12 protein-coding genes, 1 tRNA gene and 2 pseudogenes are annotated in these 16,876 nt (G+C 59.8%); 6 read left to right on the forward strand and 9 right to left on the reverse strand.

Features of this window, described 5'->3' with window-relative positions; genetic code table 11:
* Nucleotides 1–345 precede the first annotated feature (345 nt).
* The 3 genes and pseudogenes from HMPREF2681_RS02510 to HMPREF2681_RS02515 all read left to right on the forward strand — a co-directional run bounded on the left by HMPREF2681_RS02510 (nt 346) and on the right by HMPREF2681_RS02515 (nt 3,326).
* Nucleotides 346–1,998, forward strand: a complete 1,653-nt coding sequence (locus HMPREF2681_RS02510; RefSeq protein ID WP_049193109.1) for an ABC-F family ATP-binding cassette domain-containing protein — start codon at nt 346–348, stop codon at nt 1,996–1,998.
* 50 nt (nt 1,999–2,048) lie between these two features.
* Nucleotides 2,049–2,354, forward strand: a pseudogene (locus tag HMPREF2681_RS11210) (arabinose ABC transporter permease); the annotation flags it as partial.
* Nucleotides 2,303–3,326, forward strand: a pseudogene (locus HMPREF2681_RS02515) (IS481 family transposase). The pseudogenes HMPREF2681_RS11210 and HMPREF2681_RS02515, both read left to right, overlap by 52 nt.
* Nucleotides 3,327–3,334: 8 nt before the next feature.
* Here HMPREF2681_RS02515 and HMPREF2681_RS02520 read toward each other — a convergent pair.
* Complete coding sequence (locus HMPREF2681_RS02520; protein ID WP_049193113.1) at nt 3,335–4,228, reverse strand: hypothetical protein; 894 nt, start codon at nt 4,226–4,228, stop codon at nt 3,335–3,337.
* Nucleotides 4,229–4,532: 304 nt separating this feature from the next.
* On the opposite strand from HMPREF2681_RS02520, the gene HMPREF2681_RS02525 reads away from it, so the two are divergent.
* A complete protein-coding gene (locus HMPREF2681_RS02525) occupies nt 4,533–5,069 on the forward strand; it encodes a peptidylprolyl isomerase (RefSeq protein WP_369707163.1) in 537 nt (178 codons plus the stop codon).
* A 697-nt stretch (nt 5,070–5,766) separates the two neighbouring features.
* Here HMPREF2681_RS02525 and crgA read toward each other — a convergent pair.
* Nucleotides 5,767–6,036 carry a cell division protein CrgA gene (crgA, locus tag HMPREF2681_RS02530; protein ID WP_005511903.1) on the reverse strand — a complete coding sequence of 90 codons (270 nt, stop codon included), beginning with the start codon at nt 6,034–6,036 and terminating at the stop codon, nt 5,767–5,769.
* A gap of 135 nt (nt 6,037–6,171) precedes the next feature.
* On the opposite strand from crgA, the gene HMPREF2681_RS02535 reads away from it, so the two are divergent.
* Nucleotides 6,172–6,843: an aminodeoxychorismate/anthranilate synthase component II gene (locus tag HMPREF2681_RS02535; RefSeq protein ID WP_048731900.1), complete on the forward strand. Its 672-nt coding sequence runs from the start codon at nt 6,172–6,174 to the stop codon at nt 6,841–6,843.
* A gap of 3 nt (nt 6,844–6,846) precedes the next feature.
* On the opposite strand, the gene pknB is transcribed toward HMPREF2681_RS02535, so the two are convergent.
* The 7 genes from pknB to HMPREF2681_RS02570 form a co-directional block, all read right to left on the reverse strand.
* On the reverse strand, nt 6,847–8,916 hold the full coding sequence (gene pknB / locus HMPREF2681_RS02540; RefSeq protein ID WP_070545975.1) for a Stk1 family PASTA domain-containing Ser/Thr kinase: 2,070 nt from the start codon (nt 8,914–8,916) through the stop codon (nt 6,847–6,849).
* Between the two features lie 53 nt (nt 8,917–8,969).
* Nucleotides 8,970–10,454, reverse strand: coding sequence for a serine/threonine-protein kinase (locus HMPREF2681_RS02545; protein WP_070545977.1), 1,485 nt, complete (start codon nt 10,452–10,454; stop codon nt 8,970–8,972).
* A gap of 2 nt (nt 10,455–10,456) precedes the next feature.
* Nucleotides 10,457–11,893, reverse strand: a complete 1,437-nt coding sequence (locus tag HMPREF2681_RS02550) for a penicillin-binding transpeptidase domain-containing protein (protein ID WP_070545978.1) — start codon at nt 11,891–11,893, stop codon at nt 10,457–10,459.
* Nucleotides 11,894–13,255, reverse strand: coding sequence for an FtsW/RodA/SpoVE family cell cycle protein (locus tag HMPREF2681_RS02555; protein WP_070545980.1), 1,362 nt, complete (start codon nt 13,253–13,255; stop codon nt 11,894–11,896).
* The gene (locus HMPREF2681_RS02560) at nt 13,252–14,586 is read right to left on the reverse strand and encodes a PP2C family protein-serine/threonine phosphatase (RefSeq protein ID WP_016421757.1); all 1,335 of its coding nucleotides are present in this window, start codon (nt 14,584–14,586) and stop codon (nt 13,252–13,254) included. Before HMPREF2681_RS02560 ends, HMPREF2681_RS02555 begins: the two co-directional genes overlap by 4 nt.
* Complete coding sequence (locus HMPREF2681_RS02565) at nt 14,583–15,044, reverse strand: FHA domain-containing protein FhaB/FipA (RefSeq protein WP_016421758.1); 462 nt, start codon at nt 15,042–15,044, stop codon at nt 14,583–14,585. Before HMPREF2681_RS02565 ends, HMPREF2681_RS02560 begins: the two co-directional genes overlap by 4 nt.
* 149 nt (nt 15,045–15,193) lie before the next feature.
* Complete coding sequence (locus tag HMPREF2681_RS02570) at nt 15,194–16,093, reverse strand: DUF3662 and FHA domain-containing protein (protein ID WP_070545982.1); 900 nt, start codon at nt 16,091–16,093, stop codon at nt 15,194–15,196.
* 264 nt (nt 16,094–16,357) lie between these two features.
* On the opposite strand from HMPREF2681_RS02570, the gene HMPREF2681_RS02575 reads away from it, so the two are divergent.
* Nucleotides 16,358–16,441, forward strand: a tRNA-Leu gene (locus HMPREF2681_RS02575).
* Nucleotides 16,442–16,876: the final 435 nt, after the last annotated feature.

Raw genomic sequence — 16,876 nt, forward strand, 5'->3', positions numbered from 1 at the left:
TCATAAACTTGCACAGTTTCACATTTGCAGCCCGTCTTTCTGAAGTTGTCAGGTTTGCTGCTTAACCAAAAACGCCCGACCGCCTGCGCATCAACTGCACAGAACAATCGGGCGTGAAAAGGCTTTTGGCTATCTAGCTGTACTGACCGGGGACGTTAGTTGACTTGCGTGGCATCGCCCGGGCTCTGTATCCTCGGCCGCATGTACTCAGGCATCGCCTCGATGAAGCTGCGTTCCGTCCGCTGACGGCGGCGGGACCCCTTATGACCTCTCGTCTGCCGTCCTGGCCATCTGCCGGGCGGCCGCTTCGTGGTGCCCGGCTCCATGACGAGCTGAAAGTACGCAATGCCAACCACAGAACCTTTACGATCATGTGCCTGGATCGGGACATCCCAAGGGCCCGCTGCACACATCCGCGCTGAATCACTCCACCTGACACTCGGCGACAGGCCGCTGCTGAGTGGGACTGACGTCACCGTCTCCACCGGGTCGCGACTGGCGATCGTCGGCGACAACGGCCGGGGCAAGACCACCTTGCTCCATATACTGGCGGGGATCTTGAAACCCGACTCGGGAGTGGTGACCCGGGTGGGTTCCCTCGTCCTGGTCAAGCAGGACATGGCCACCGAGGGCGATCGCACGGTCGGTGACCTCATTGCCGAGGCGACCGCCCCATCCAGGGCCGCTCTGCAGGCCCTCGACGTGGCTACCGCGGCGCTGGCCGCGGGCGATGACGCGGCCGACGCTTATTCCGCCGCACTCGAGGCGGCCACGCGGCTGGACGCCTGGGATGCAGACCGCCGTGTTGACATCGCCCTGGCGGGCCTGAACGCCTGTAGCGACCGCGATCGGGTCCTGTCGACCTTGTCGGTCGGCCAGCGGTACCGGGTACGGCTGGCGGTCGCCCTCGGATCGACCCCTGACCTGTTGCTGCTGGACGAGCCCACCAACCACCTGGACGCTGCAGGGCTGTCCTTCCTGACTGAGCGCCTGCGGGACCACCCCGGTGGCCTGGCCTTAGTCAGCCACGACCGCGCCCTGCTGCGCGACGTGGCGACCAGCTTCCTGGACCTCGACCCGACCCGCGATGGCCTTCCGCGCACCTACGCGGGCGGTTACGAGGGCTGGATCGAAGGGCGGCAACGAGAACGGGCCGCCTGGGAGCAAGACCATGCCGCCCAGGTCGCCCGGCATCAGGAACTGACCCGCGCCGCCGCCGACGCACGCTCCCGCCTGTCCCAGGGTGGATGGAGACCTGAAAAGGGCACAGGCAAGCACCAACGTGCCACACGCGCTGCTGGAGTGGTCCAAGCCTTCAACCGACGTATCGAAGACCTGAAAAGTCATGAAATCGGCGTCCCGGCGCCGCCACTGCGTCTTGCGTGGCCCGCCTCGGCAACCCGTGCCGGACAGAGCATCATGAACGCCACCCAGGTTACTGTGAAGGGCCGATTGGACGCTCCGGTTTCGGTCGACGTGAACGGCGGTGACCGGTTGGTGGTCACCGGACCGAACGGCGCGGGAAAATCCACCCTGTTGGCACTTCTCGCAGGGCGGCTGGCCCCCACCACGGGACATGTGCGAGTTAATCCGAGAGCGCGCATCGCTCTGCTGTCCCAAGAGGTCCCCGACTGGGACCGCTCCAGCCCCGCACACGAGGTCTATGAGGCCTACCTGGCGAAGCTAGGCCGTCGAGCTCAGGCGCCGTCCCTCGGCTCGCTCGGGCTGCTCGAAGCCTCCGCAACCGGCACGCCGGTGGGGCGCTTGTCGCAAGGACAGCAACGCCGTCTCCACCTGGCCATGTGTCTGGCCCAGGATCCAGACCTGCTGCTCCTGGACGAGCCCACCAACCATCTGTCATCGAGCCTCGTCGACGACATCACCACCGAGCTGCTGCAGACCTCCTGCGCGGTGATCGTTGCCACGCATGACCGTCAGATGCTCCACGACCTGGCCGACTGGCCCCACCTGAACCTTGACCTGAAGGACATGCCATGAACCCGCTTCACCCCTTGACCATCCCCACGTACCGTCAGCTGTTCGCAGCGATGGTGCTGACCATCTTCGCCCAGGGTGCCTGGGCCCTCTACCTTGCCATGCAGACCCTCGACCTGGGCGCCACGCCAGCCGCCCTGTCGGGTGTCGTAGTCTGGAGCGGCATTGGCCTGCTTGCAGGATCCCTCCCAGCTGGCGTAATCGCAGACCGGTTCCCCAATAAGTCCGTCATCGTGAGCGTGCTCACCCTGAACCTCACCATCGCGACCGCGACGTCCACGGCAGCAATCCTCGACATTGTCACCTTCTGGATGCTCGCGGTCTCCGCGTTCATCATTGGCACTTCAACCGCATTCTTCTTCCCCGCCTACACGGCGCTGGTGCCAGTCCTGGTGGACGGCGACGACTTAATGGCCGTCAACGGCCTCGAAGGCGCCGCCCGCTTCCAGGTCTCCTGGCCGACCGTGAAGAGGTGGGTCGACCGCTATCGCGCCGGCGAGTCGATGCAGGATCGCTCGTCCCGGCCGAAGACCGCACCGAACAAGACGGACAAGGCGACGACGAAGCGGTGCGTCAGCCTGCGGATACGGCTGCGTGAGGGCCCCGTGCAGCTCGCCGCCCGACTCGGCATCGCGCCCTCGACCGTCCACCGCATCTTGGCCGGTGCCCGACTGAACCGGCTCTCCTACATGGACCGCGAGACTGGCGAACCGATCCGCCGGTACGAACACCCCCACCCCGGCTCCCTGGTCCACGTGGACGTGAAGAAGCTCGGGAACATCCCCGACGGCGGCGGCTGGCGCTACGTCGGCCGCCGCCAGGGCGACCACAACCGAACGGCGACACCGGGTAAGCCGAAGAGCAAGTGGCACAACCCCAGGCTCGGGTACGCGTTCGTGCACACCGTCATTGACGACCACTCCCGCGTCGCGTACACCGAGGTCCACGACGACGAGACCGCCGTCACCGCGGTCGGGGTCCTGCATCGGGCTGTGGCGTGGTTTGCCGATCGCGGCGTCGCCGTGGAGCGGGTGCTGTCCGACAACGGTGGCGCCTATCGCTCGCACCTGTGGCGGGACACCTGCGAGGCCCTCTCGATCACCCCGAAGCGGACGCGTCCGTACCGGCCGCAGACCAACGGCAAGGTAGAGCGCTTCCACCGGACCATGGCCGACGGGTGGGCCTACGCCCGCTGCTACACCAGCGAGCAAGAACGACGCGACGCCCTGCCGGATTGGCTGCACCAGTACAACCAGCACCGCCCGCACACGGCCTGCGACAACCAGCCGCCGTTCTCACGATTGATCAACGTCCCCGAGCAGTACATCTAGCCGCCTATTTACTTCTTGCGAGCCTGACCCGGCTTCGGAGCCGGCTTGGACGGCTTGGAAGAGATCTTCTTAGCGTCGTCAGCGTTCTTCTTCTCGGTCTTGACCTCGTCGACCTTGATTTGAGCCTGCTTGGAAGCCTCTGCGGCCTTCTCCTCAGTGGTCTCCTTGGCCTCAGCAGCCTTGTCCTTGGCCTCGTCGGCCTTGTCGGCTGCCTTGCCCTTTACCTCTTCAGCCTTTTCCTTAGCCTCGGAAGCCTTCTCTTCAACGGTCTCCTTGACCTCTGCGGCCTTCTCTTCGACCTTGTGCTTAACTTCCTGGGCCTTCTGCTGGTACGGAGCTGGGTCAACCGGGAGCTTGTCGTCCTTGCGCAGCTTCCAAACAATGACACCGACGATTGCTGCAACAACAGCGAAGACCAGGGAAGCGGTTGCGATGCGACCGTTCTTGGCGCGCTGCTCTTCCTTACCGGTTACCTTGTCGATAGCCTTCTGGGTACGCACCTCGAGGTCCTTGCGAGCCTTCTTGGCCTTCTTTTCAGCCTTCTTAGCCTCGCAGCGAGCCTTGCAACGGGTCTTCTTGCCCTTGCGCTTAGCGTCCTTCTCGGCCTGCTTCGCAGCCTTCTTAGCCTGCTTCTTGGTCTCCTTGGACTTCGTCTCAACCTTGCCGGTCAGTTCTTCGGCCTGCTCAGCGAGCTGATCGCGGGCGTCGGAAACCTTTTCCTTAACGTCTTCCGCCCAATTGGTTGCTGCGTCCTTTGCTGCCTCGTTCTGTGCAGCTGCCACCTTCTTAGCCTCCTGCATCGTGTCGTAGAGCTCTGCAGCCTTCTTGTCCCGGTAATCCGAGTAGCTGTCGTAAGCGGACTTCAGTCCCTTGACAGCCAGCGAGATTGCGTTGGGGTTCATGACTCTCCTTTATTAGTGCGTCGCCAACAGGCATCGCCTTTAATTCTCAATCAATGATTAATACTGCTGCGGCGCCAGTGCCTCTGAGACCAAGATGCTTCTAAGTCCAAGAGCTAGGGCCCAGTTAGGCCTAGCGCCGAAATATTTGCAGCAGGCTCACATTCCAGCTTAGGCACTATTTGGCCTCCATGGGGGTCAACGAAGAACTCTTTTCCTTATCTTGAGAAACATTTTCGCTGGTTTCTGCCACGGAGAAACTCACCAGTAGGAGCAATTGGCCACCAAGGTCGGTATCCTAAGGAACGTGACTATTAAGACTGCTACTGCAACTGTGCACACCAACCATGGCGATATCGTGATTGACCTGTTCGGCAACCACGCGCCGAATACCGTCGACAACTTCATCGGCCTGGCAGAAGGCACCAAGGAGTACAAGGGGCAGAACGCCTCTGGCACCGAGTCCGGCCCGTTCTACGATGAGGCCATCTTCCACCGCATCATCGCTGGATTCATGATTCAGGGTGGTGACCCGCTGGGCACCGGCACCGGCGGCCCGGGCTACATGTTCGACGATGAGATTCACCCGGAGCTCCAGTTCGATCGTCCGTACCTGCTCGCTATGGCAAACGCCGGCAAGCGCGGCGGCCGTGGTACCAACGGTTCCCAGTTCTTCATCACCGTTGTTCCGACCCCGCACCTCAATGGCGCTCACACCATCTTCGGTGAGGTCGCTGATGATGCCTCGAAGAAGGTTGTCGACGAGATCGCTCGTGTGGCTACCGATCACTGGGATCGCCCGCTGGAGCCGGTCGTGATTACCTCCATCGACATCGAGAAGTAATCCGCTAGCTTCTACGCTCTTTAACCCGTCCGGTTGTTCCGGGCGGGTTTTTCATGCCCATTTTCGCTTTACGACGTCCCGTAACTTCAATGTTGTGTTTAGGGGTAGTGGGGGTAGTAGCACATCGTGTTGATTCTCCACATGTCCACAGCCCTGTGGAAAAAATACTCCACTGTTCACCTAGGTGAACACGGGCCAAGAAGCACGTTACGGGTTCCAATTTTCACAAATTACAACAATTCACAGTTGTCCACAGACTTGTGCACATGTGTGGATAATTCCATTCTTGTAATTTACGAACCAGCGTTCGAAAGTGGTCGAACTCCGCAGAATATTGGAGTTACGCACAACTTGACTTGCAACTATGTTACTTGTTCACAGAGTTATCCACAGGCTGTGGATACTGTGGACACAGGGGATAGAACCAAAGTTGTCATGCTTTACGGTTTCTGTCACGTAACCCGTGAGAAATTTGGGACGAAATCTCTCCACAGTTATCCACAAATTACATGATTGTTACACAGGTTTCTGTGGATAACTTTTTTGCGCGATCAGTAGGAGGGAAATCCTCATTCGTCGAAAAACGTGTGGGAAACGGGTGTATTGACGGGGGTGAATTGACCTGGGTTTTTAGGTATGAAAAAAAGGCGCATCCAAAAGTGGATGCGCCTGAGGGGGTGCGATGTATTAGAGCTGACTAACGCCAACCCATAGTCATCAGCAGACCAACAATGAAAAGACCAAAGCCGATGACGTAGTTCCATGCGTTCAAAGTCACCATGAACGGAATATGCGGACCCGCGATGTAGTTGACCAGCAGCCAGCCCAAACCAATCAGCATGAACCCGAACATCAGCACCTTGTACCACACCGGCGTCTGAGTGCTGTTGATTTTGACCGGGGTACGGCTGACGGAGGAGCCACCGGATTGTGGTGAATTAGTGCTTTCGATCTTTGCCTTAGGCATAGCGCTTTAAACTCCTTAGGTTGTGGTCAGCAGGTTGCGATCAGCGCGGTATCTACACTCCCGCGGTATATGCATAATTGTAAACTTTGCATCCGAACTTACCAGTGAAGTTCGCAGGCAGTAGAATTCCCAGTTATGCAGATTCTCGTCGTCGATAACTATGACAGCTTCGTATTCAATCTGGTCCAGTACATAGGCCAGCTCGGCGAAACGGTTACTGTCTGGCGCAATGATGATGCGCGTCTCCGCGATGTTGACGACGTCGTAAAGCAATTTGATGCAATCCTACTGTCGCCCGGTCCCGGTGAGCCGTCTAATGCGGGGTGGACAGAGGACATTATTCGCGCGGTGAGCAGGCAGGACGAGCCGACACCGGTGCTGGGTGTGTGCTTGGGTCACCAGGCGATTGGTGAGGTTTTTGGTGCGCAGGTTGTGCGTGCCGACGAGCTGTTGCACGGCAAGACCTCCCCGGTCACCCATGACGGCACGGGTGTTCTGGCCGATGTGCCCAGTCCTTTTATTGCCACGCGCTACCACTCGTTGACGGTGGATCCGAAGACGTTGCCGGAGGAACTCATTGCCACGGCATTCACGGATTCGGGCATGCTGATGGCGATGCGCCACCGCGACCTGCCGATTCACGGCGTGCAGTACCACCCGGAGTCGGTACTCACCCAGTACGGGCACCGCATGCTGGTCAATTGGCTGCGGCTGGCCGGCGGTGAGTACACCGAGGAACTCCTGGCGGAGTTGGAAGAGCAGCAGGCCGTGTACCAGCGCGCCTTCTCAGACGTGCTGGCACACTAGCCGCTAGTTAGGCAGCAGATCCGGCAGCCTTATGGGAGGTTCAGGAGCAGGCCGTTCCTCTGAAGAGCTCTCCGGGGCGACCCCCAGCCGGTAGACACGCAGGGTGACCTCGCCGTCCTTGTTGAGCTTGGAGCCGGCTGACGGGTCGGCCTTCTCCACGTGGTCGACCTTGGACAGATCCAACGTGGTGACTTCCTCGGTGCGGATAGTTCCCTCGAAGCCGGCATTGGTGAGTGCCTTCTCCGCATCACTGCGAGTCTGGCCCTCAACTCGTGGCATCTTAATTTGGTTGCCGCGCGAAACGTGCAGCTCGACAGTCGTTCCGACGGTGAGCTCCGTGCCCTTCTGGGGAACCTCAACAACGGTTCCCTGTTCCTCAGTGGAGTCAACCTCCACCACCTCGACAACGAAACCAGCGGATTCGAGGGTCGTGCGGGCGGAATCCAACCTCTGACCAGTGACATCCGGAACAGTCTTGGTCTCGATACCGGAGGAGACAGTCAAAGTTACGCGGGTTCCCTTCGACACCTGAGAACCGGCAGCTGGAGACTGCTCGATGACATTGCCGCGCGGAACGTCCTCACTCGGTTCCTCTTGCAGCTTCGGATTGACGACAAGCCCCGCCTCCTCGAGCAGGCGGCGAGCTTCCTCTGCCTGTTTGTCGCGTACATCCGGCACATTGGTCAACTCTGGGCCCGAAGATACGCGCAGCTTGATACGAGATCCCTGCGGCAACCCCGATCCGACACCCGGTTCGGTGGCAATCACCGTGTCTCGGGGCACATCTGGGTTCGGCTCGTCGACGCGGTTGACCACGAAACCAGCCTGCTCGAGAACCTGCGTTGCCTCATTGACATTTAGGCCCTCGACCTGCGGAATGGCGACGGTCTCGACCTCGGTGGACGAGTTGAAAAGCTGGTAGGCGCCGTAGCCGACACCGCCGAGAGCGACCAGCGCAGCAGCCGCCAGTGCGACAGTCTTTCCTGCGCCACCCTTCTTTTTCTCAGGCTCGTCAGTGTTAGCGATCTGAGCAGGGGCTTCCGGCTGGGCAGCCACTCTCTCCGGTTCCGGAGCCGGAGCAGGGACAGCGGCCGGAGCCGGAGCCGGAGTTGCCTGCTGCGCAGGGGTCACCCGGGTCTCAGCATCCGATGGAGCTGCCGGAAGGAATTCGGTGGTCTTCGCGTCGTCGTCATGCGCGCCGTGGTGTGCCAGCGCCAACGGATCCTCGCCGCGTGCAAGACGACGCAAATCCTGGGCGAAGTCCTCTGCGGAGTCGTAGCGCTCCATCGGGTCCTTGGCCATCGCGGTCAGCAGCACCGCGTCGAGGGCCTGAGCCGTGTTTGGGTCGGTGTTGAGCTTCCCCGAAGGTCGCGGCGGCTGGTCCTGAACGTGCTGGTAAGCGACAGAAAGAGGGGTTTCACCGGTGAATGGCGGGGCGCCCGTGACGGCCTCGAAAAGTACGCAGCCGACAGCGTAAATATCGGAACGGGCATCGGCGGTCTTACCGCGCGCCTGCTCCGGCGAGAGGTATTGCGCGGTACCCAGCACCGCCGCAGTTTGCGTCATCGTGGTGGAATCACCGAGCGCGCGAGCGATGCCGAAGTCCATCACCTTCACCTTGCCGGTGTTGGTCAGCATGATGTTCGCTGGCTTGATGTCACGGTGAATAATGCCCGCATGGTGGGATGCCGTCAGCGCATCACACACCGATGCCATGATCGATGCGGCCTTCTTCGGATCGAGCCGCCCCTCACGACGAACAAGATCACGCAGGGTCTCGCCCTGAATCAGCTCCATGACAATGAAAGGCACGCGCCCCATCGGGCTATCCGTCTCGCCGGTGTCGTACACCGACACGATCGACGGGTGATTCAGCAGCGCTGAGTTTTTCGCTTCACGACGGAACCTTGCGAGGAAGTTCTCATCCCTGGCAAGGTCGGCCCTCATCATCTTGACCGCGACAGAGCGACCGAGAACAGTATCTTCAGCGCGGTAGACATCGGACATGCCGCCAACGCCAATGAGCTCGCCGAGCCGATAACGGCCGGAGAGGAGATCGTCATTGCCAGACATTGTTCGTCAGTCCCTTCGGAAGGATTTCCACCAAAACATCTTGTACCTGAATATTACTGTGCATCTGGAGTCCCCAAGGTATTACCGGAGTCATTTCCTAGGGGCAATTGAATACCGGGCAGACCACCGCCGCTGGAGTCGTCGCCACTGTTGTCGCCACTGTCGTTGCCCGAATCCTGAGTCGGTTCGGACGTTTCCGGAGCGGTCTCGCTGGTGTCCTGCTCAGTGGAGCTGTCAGAGGCACCGTCATTGTTGCCGCCGTAGTTTTCACCAGAGTTGCCGCCGTCGTTATTTCCCCAGTTACCGGAATTGTCGCCCGACCAACCGTAACCAGAACCGTCGTTGGGGTCGGTGTTTTCCTCTGTGGTCTGCTGCTGTGACTGGTTCGGAATGTACTGCTCCAAGTTCGGAATGGTTGGCAGTGAACCGGTAGTCGACAGCGAATAGACGACCGCGATAGCACCGGCCAGCAACACTAGCAGCACCAACAGCACAATGCTGCCGCAGCCACAACCGCAGCCGCTGCGCTTCTTTGCCGGCTTACGCTGTCGGGCGGGTTGCTGCGGTGGCCGCTGCGGTTGCTGCGGTGGCTGCGACACCGGCATGGGCGGTCGCGTCATGGCACCGAGTTCGGTGGTCGCCGGGTTGGCAGCGTTGGATTGACGGTGCACCGTTGGGGTCACACCACGCGGCTGTGGTGGGCGGTGCCCCGCGCGCACTCGCAAAACAGCCTGTGCCAGCTCACGGCCATCGGCATAGCGACGCTGCGGATCCTTGCGCAGCATAATGCCGATAAGTTCGCGGATATGCGGATTGACCGTCGGCGCCAACGCAGGTGGTGCCTCGTTGATGTGTGCCACGGCAACCGCGACGGTGGAGTCGCCCTGGAAGGGCCGGGCGCCGGCCACCATTTCGTAGGCGACACAGCCAAGCGAGTAGATGTCTGTCGCCGGACTCACCTGTTTGCCCTGTGCCTGCTCCGGTGAGACATACTGCGCGGTACCGACGACCATGCCGGTACGCGTCAGAGGCACCGCTTCAGCGGCTTTGGCAATGCCAAAGTCGGTAATCTTCACGGTGCCCTCCGGCGTCACCAGGAGGTTGCCCGGCTTAATGTCGCGGTGGACAAGGTTCGCAGCGTGAATTGCCGACAGGCCGTGTGCAGTCTGCTCCAGCACGTCGAGCATCAGGTGCTCTGGCAGGGTGCGACGTCGCTGCAGCACCTGCGACAGAGATTCGCCACGGATGTACTCCATGACGATGTAACACGCGCCGTGGCTGCCGATGTCGCCTTCCTCGTAGGTGACAATCTTCACCACGTTTGGGCTGTTGACGCTGCGCGCAGCGGCGGCTTCGTTCTGGAAACGCTGCCGGAACTCGTAGTTGTCCGAGTACTCCTGGTTCAGAAGTTTGATTGCAACCAGTTCGCCGCTGGTGGCGTCGTCGGCAAGCCAGACGGTGGACATGCCGCCACGGCCGAGCAGACGGCGAACGTGATATCGGTCGCCAACGATGTCTTGAACTTGGTGGGCATCCATGCTTATCGACCCGCCTGTTCGACCGCGTCAATGAGTGCACGGCCAATCGGGGCAGCAACGGAGGCGCCGGTAGCGCCCTGGCCCTGGCCGCCACCGTTTTCCACGACGACAGCCACGGCGACATCGGAGTCCGGCGCGAAGGCGATGTACCAGACGTGCGGTGCGTACTCGCCGCGGACAGCACCGTGTTCCGCGGTACCGGTCTTGGAGGCAATACGCGAACCGTTACCGCCCGAGTGCGACTCGGAGCCGCGCATCAGCTCAGTTACGGTCTCCGCGACCTCCGGCGAAATCGCCTCGCCGGCTTCAATCGGCTTAAAGGACTTGATTTCGGAGAGGTCGGCACCGCGCACCGATTTGATGATCTGGGGTTCCATGCGCACGCCGCCGTTGGCAATCGTGGCGGCGATGATGGCGTTGTCCAGCGGCGTGAAAGACACGTCGCGCTGACCAATGGAGGTCTGACCCAGCGAGGACTGATCCGGAATATCACCGACAGCGGAGGGCTGAATCGGCAGGCCCGCGTCATCGTGGGTCTCACCGATGCCGAATCGCTTAGCGACGTCCTTGAGCGCATCGGCCCCGTACTGCATACCGAGCTCAGCGAATGCCGTATTACAGGACTGCGCGAAAGCCTGGCGGAGAGTTGTAGTAGCCCCACCACAGGTCGAGCCACCGTAGTTCTCCAACGTAGTGGTGGTATCCGGCAGCGTAATCTGCGGTGCGCCAGTGACCGAGGTGTCCGGGGAAGCGCCTTGCTCCAGTGCCGTGACCGTGGTCAACACCTTGAAAGTGGAACCCGGCGGCAGCGGACGCTGAGTGGCGTGGTTGAGCAGCGGTGCGCCCTCATTGTTATTGAGGGACTGCCAGGTACTCTCGTCGCCGGCGGCGATGTCATTCGGGTTGAACGACGGTGTGGAGGCCATCGCGAGAATTTCACCCGTCGATGGGCGAATGGCGACGGCGGAGCCGACGTAGCCGCGTTCAGCGAGTTGTTGGTACGCAGTCCGCTGAGCGTTCGGCAACAGCGTCAGCTCCGTGGAGGCCCCAGAGGGTTCCTTGCCCGTGACCATGTCGAGGGCGCGGGAGGTAAACAGCGAAGGGTCGCTGCCGTTCAAGATCTCGTTCTGAGAGCGTTCGATACCGGCGGAGCCGTAGATGTCCGACAGGTATCCGACCACCGCGGCATATGCCTCCGGGTTGGTGTCGTAGCTGCGGTCATAGAAGCCGCTCTCGCCCTTGACCGAGTGGGCCAGAATGTCGCCGTCAGTGGTGATTTGGCCGCGAGGTTTGGACTTTTCCTCCAGGAACTGGCGGCTATTCAGCGGATTGTGGGCGTACTTATCCTGCTGGAAACCCTGGATGTAGGTCAGGTTCGCCAGTAGAAGAACGAAGAGTCCGAGAACGACAACAAAGATTTGGCGAATGGTCTTATTCATCTACTGGTTCACCTCCTGAGATGCGGTGGCATTGTCGTTGAGGCCCGAAGAGTTGCTTGGAATTCCCCAGGGGCGGTTGGCCTCATCAGAGACGCGCAACACGATAGCCAACATGATGTAGCTGGCCAACAGTGAGGAACCACCGGCTGACATGAACGGAGTAGTCAGACCGGTCAGCGGCATCAGCTTGGAAACACCGGCTGCAACCACGAACAGCTGAATGGCCATCGAGAATGCGACACCGGCCGCCAGCAGCTTGCCAAAGGAATCACGTACCGCCAAGCTCGCCGAAATACCGCGGGAAATCAGAATCGCGAACAGCAGGATGATGGCACTCAGACCGGTAAAACCGAGCTCCTCACCAAAGGCCGAGAGGATGAAGTCAGAGTGTGCCACCGGAATGTTCTGTGGGTAGCCCTGGCCCAGACCGGTGCCACCGATGCCACCCCAGCTCATGCCGAACAGACCCTGGGAGAGCTGATAGCCGCCCTCGTCGTAGGAGCCCAACGGATCCAGGAAATGCGTGACTCGCGCCTGAATCTTGTCCGAAACCATGTAGACACCGACAACGCCGACGGTCACCAGCACCATGCCGATGATCAGCCAGGAACCACGACCGGTGGCAGCGTAGAGCATTGCCAGCACAGTGCCGAAGAGCACCAGCGCCGGGCCAAAGTCATTCTGCAGAGCCATGATGACGGTAGCGATGCCCCAGATCAGCAGAATCGGACCCAGGTCGCGAACACGCGGGAAATCAATGCCCAGGAAACGCTTGCCCGCCACATTGAACAGCGAGCGCTTATTCACCAGCAGCTGAGCAAAGAAGATCAGCAGCATGACCTTGGCAAACTCACCCGGCTGCATGGAGAACGGGCCGATGGAAATCCAGATGCGGGCATCAGCATTAATCGACGACGGCCACACCAGCGGTAGCGCCAACAGAATCAAGCCGCCGAGACCCAGCAGATACGAGTACTGCGACAGCGAGTGATGGTTGCGCAGCAGGACGATCACGCCGATAAACAGTGCGACACTGAGTACGGTCCACATGATCTGGTTGCGCACCAACGAGGTGTCATTGGCCAGGTCGAGGCGGTGAATCATCACCAGCCCCAAGGCATTGAGCGTTGCTGCAACCGGCAGCATCACCTGATCGGCGTTGGGCGCCACAAAGGTCAGCGCGATATGCGCCACTGCAAAGATCACAAAGAATCCGCCAATGATGTAAAAGACATCTGCGGTCAGAGAGTTGCCCTGAGCCAGTTCCAGTGAAATTAGTGCCAAAAGCAACAATCCTGCCGACAGCAGCAGCAGGAGCATTTCCTTCATCCGAAGCTGTCGCTTCGTGGTAGTTTCACTCATTTTCGCACCTGCCTACAGTTGACTCCTGGCTTCGAGCCCAGCTTTTCATCCTTCTTGTCATCGTCGGAAACGGACAGACATACCGGCAGTGCCGACTCCGCCAAACGGCCAATCTGGTCGCTGACACCGTCGTAGGAATCAGCCGGCAGACCTTCCAGCGAATTGCGTGCCGCCGGTGAGAGATCTTCCGGCGTCATGATGTGGCAGTCGACCTTCTCCTTCGGCGTCCCAGCCGGAGGAAGCTGAACTTTATTGTCATCGGTCAAACAGATGAACTGATGTGGCTCTTGCAGATCGAAGCCCAGCAAACTGCCGGGCACGCCGTGCATCAGCTGCACCTGCCCGTCGACCACCGCGAGATGGTACATCGACTCCTTCTTCTGCCAGCCCCAAATACCAAGGCCGACCAACCCGGCCACCAGCACCAGCACCACAGAAATAACTAGCCACTTGCCCTTGGAAGCTTTCTTCTCCGGCGCCGAAGTCACTGCAATTTCCTGTGACTTCCGCGGGCGGAGTGCCGCCGCGCGTCCCGCTGACGTATTGGGGCGGGGGAGTTCCTCCTCCGCACTCTGCAGGGCACCGGCCAGGGCGGGCTCGTAAGGCGTGCGTGCCGACGAATCGACAACATCGGCAACCACCACGGTGATGTTATCCGGACCACCGGACTTCAACGCGTAGTCAATGAGCTTGGTAGCGGCCTCGTCCGGAGTGCCCTCCGAGAGCACATCCTTGATGGTGTCCGCGGACACTGGATCGGATAGACCATCCGAGCACAGCAGGTAGCGATCGCCCTCGTGAACATCGCGATAAGACAAAGTAGGCTCCACCGGGCGACCGGTGAGAGCCTTCAAAATCAGTGAGCGCTGAGGGTGAATTGCCGCTTCTTCTTCGGTGAGATTGCCCTCATCCACCAGGGACTGCACATAGGTGTCATCCCGGGTAATGCGGATGAGCTCCCCGTCGCGCAGCAGATAGCCACGCGAGTCACCGACATGGCACATGCCCAGGCGGGTGCCGTCGAAAAGCAGAGCAGTCAGCGTAGTGCCCATGCCTTGCGTAGAGGGGTTCTGCTCAATTTCATCCGCAATGGAGTTATTGCCCTCCATGCAGGCGCTGCGCAGGGACTCGAGCAAATCGGGGCCGGGCTGATCATTGTCCAGCCGAGAGACGGCCGCAATCATCAGCTGAGATGCGATTTCTCCGGCGGCGTGGCCACCCATGCCGTCGGCAAGCGCGAGCAGACGCGAACCCGCATAGGCGGAGTCCTCGTTGTTCTGTCGGATGAGGCCGCGGTCAGAGCGGGCCGTGTAATTCAGAGCAAGACTCATGGTTGCAACCTCAAAGTTGTACGGCCAATACGAAATTCCATACCCGAAGCCAGGCGTTCCGGCTGTTCCACGCGCTGGCCATTGAGGAATGTGCCATTGCGGGAGTCCAGATCCTCCAAGTACCAGATGCCGTCGCGGTTGATGACGCGAGCGTGCTGGCCCGAGGCGAAGTCATCGTTGAGAACGAAGGCATTCGACTCTGAACGGCCAATAGTGATGTCGCGTTGGTTGTTTAGGTTCATGCGCGAACCCGCCAGCGGCCCGGAGGTGACAAGGAGCTGATGTGGAGTCTGCGAGCGCTGGAAACGCTTGGCCGGAGCACTGCTGGCCTGCCGAAGTGGGCGCAGCGGAGCCGAGCCTGTTGTTTCTGTACGCAGGGTGCGAAGCGTCATCCAAATGAAAAACCACAGGACGACCAGCACGCCGATGCGCGAAAGCAGAAAAACGATAGCTTCCACGTCCGAGGAACCTCCTTATGTAGAGCTGGTGGGTCCGCAAACCGAACACACGGACGTAATTATTCCAGGAATGTGTCGGCAAACCTAGGGCAGTGGCATGTGAACCTGGTGAACCTCACTACTTAGCGGATCTGAATCAGCGGATTTAACTAGCGGATCTGAACTTCGAGAACAGAATGCCCCAGCGAGATTTCGTCGCCGTCAGCCAGCAGCCAGTTCTCAATGGGTTCGCCATTGACAATGGTGCCGTTGGTCGAATGCAAATCGACGAGCACAGCGTCCTGGCCATCCCACGTGATCTCGGCATGTTGGCGGGAAACACCAGTATCCGGGAGGCGGAAGTCGGAAGCGGTGCCGCGGCCGATGATGTTCGAACCATGGCGCACCTCAAATACGCGCGAGGAGCCGTCCTGCAACAGCAGGGTGACGGTCTTTTCCTGGGACTGGTCTTCGCCCACGGCCGCGCTGCTCAGCTCAGTTGCCGGTTCCGGGTCGACCGCGGGGATGGGGCGGGAAGCGGTGGGGAACTGCTCAGCTTCCGGCTGCGGGTGGTAGGCGGCAGAGGTCTCTGCAGCTTGGGGTTCATCATCGCTTTGCGACGGGGCTGCGTCAGTGTTGGCATCATCTGCACTGTCCTCGAATGGGACGAACTCCGAGGTGCCCACGGTGTCCTCGGTGAAAGTGCTGGCCGTCTTCAACTGGCCGGTGTGGAGAGACTCCACTGCCTGCAGGTGGACGCTAATGGAACCGGTGAAGCCCCAGCCGTTGTTACGGCAGTAGCGTGTCATGCGGTCAGCCAACTGATTCGGCAGGTTGGGCTCGGACGCAGAAAGGTTCTTGTAGTCGGCAGCGCTGATGCCAATGCGGAAATCATTGGGTGCCAAGTACTGACCGTTGGCGTCCTGCATCAGGAAGTCTTCAATTTCCTGCTTCAGGCATTCTTCTAACTCATTCGGGACAACCTTGCCGCCGAACACGCGCGCAAAGCTGTTATCGAGCCCGCGCTGAAGCGAGCTATCGAGCTTGCGGATGCGTCCTAGGAAATCCATCTGACTAAAGAAATTCGCCTTCTCCCGCCAAACCGCGGCGGGTTACGTGAAAAAATGTGCACAAAAATTATCGATACTTAAGCAACAGTATAGAGCCCTACACCTTCAGTTAAGGGCTAGGAACTACTGAGGTTTATCAAATAGTGACGACGGTTGTGGAGGAAGTTGCTATTGCTAAGTGCTGAAAAGTGGTGGAAAACGCGCGCTGGCCTGGGGATTTGGTGGTGTATTAGCGCGGGGTGTTATAGTTCTATTCGTTCCCACGGGCGAGTGGCGGAATGGCAGACGCGCTGGCTTCAGGTGCCAGTGTCCTTTACGGACGTGGGGGTTCAAGTCCCCCTTCGCCCACAGCGAAGATCCTCGGAAGTGTAAAAGCTTCCGAGGATTTTTTTGTTTGCGGTGGCGGTTGGAGTGGGGTTTGGGTTGAAGCAGAGGCAGATGCTGAGCTGAGATTGTTGGCTTGTCCTTTACCCCCCCCTTTAACCCTGTCCGGCACTTATGGCCAGGTTTCGGGGACTTATCGATGTATTCTCGACTTATCGATGCTTTTTCGGCACTTATGCGCACGCTGTGGGCCAGGCTCTTTCACTTGTCGATGCGCTATTCACTTGTGGACACGCTGTAGCGCATCGATAGGTGAATAGCGTGGCCATAAGTCGTCGGATGCGTCGGCCAGCTAGCATTGCAACGGCTCACGAGAAGAAATGTAGAAATCTCACAACTCATTTTGTATTGAAAGTAGAAGAAAACTGGTAGGGTCAGGCGGTCATTGCATCATGGATA

The sequence above is a fragment of the Corynebacterium sp. HMSC064H12 genome, assembly GCF_001809925.1.
Taxonomy (GTDB): Bacteria; Actinomycetota; Actinomycetes; order Mycobacteriales; family Mycobacteriaceae; genus Corynebacterium; species Corynebacterium jeikeium_D.

What these genes read in the sequence shown, in the direction of transcription:
- HMPREF2681_RS02535 (WP_048731900.1), top strand. Translation starts at nt 6,172, where the DNA reads ATGCAGATTCTCGTCGTCGATAACTATGACAGCTTCGTATTCAATCTG.
- pknB (WP_070545975.1), bottom strand. Translation starts at nt 8,916, where the DNA reads ATGTCTGGCAATGACGATCTCCTCTCCGGCCGTTATCGGCTCGGCGAG.
- HMPREF2681_RS02545 (WP_070545977.1), bottom strand. Translation starts at nt 10,454, where the DNA reads ATGGATGCCCACCAAGTTCAAGACATCGTTGGCGACCGATATCACGTT.
- HMPREF2681_RS02550 (WP_070545978.1), bottom strand. Translation starts at nt 11,893, where the DNA reads ATGAATAAGACCATTCGCCAAATCTTTGTTGTCGTTCTCGGACTCTTC.
- HMPREF2681_RS02510 (WP_049193109.1), top strand. Translation starts at nt 346, where the DNA reads ATGCCAACCACAGAACCTTTACGATCATGTGCCTGGATCGGGACATCC.
- HMPREF2681_RS02570 (WP_070545982.1), bottom strand. Translation starts at nt 16,093, where the DNA reads ATGGATTTCCTAGGACGCATCCGCAAGCTCGATAGCTCGCTTCAGCGC.
- HMPREF2681_RS02555 (WP_070545980.1), bottom strand. Translation starts at nt 13,255, where the DNA reads ATGAGTGAAACTACCACGAAGCGACAGCTTCGGATGAAGGAAATGCTC.
- crgA (WP_005511903.1), bottom strand. Translation starts at nt 6,036, where the DNA reads ATGCCTAAGGCAAAGATCGAAAGCACTAATTCACCACAATCCGGTGGC.
- HMPREF2681_RS02560 (WP_016421757.1), bottom strand. Translation starts at nt 14,586, where the DNA reads ATGAGTCTTGCTCTGAATTACACGGCCCGCTCTGACCGCGGCCTCATC.
- HMPREF2681_RS02520 (WP_049193113.1), bottom strand. Translation starts at nt 4,228, where the DNA reads ATGAACCCCAACGCAATCTCGCTGGCTGTCAAGGGACTGAAGTCCGCT.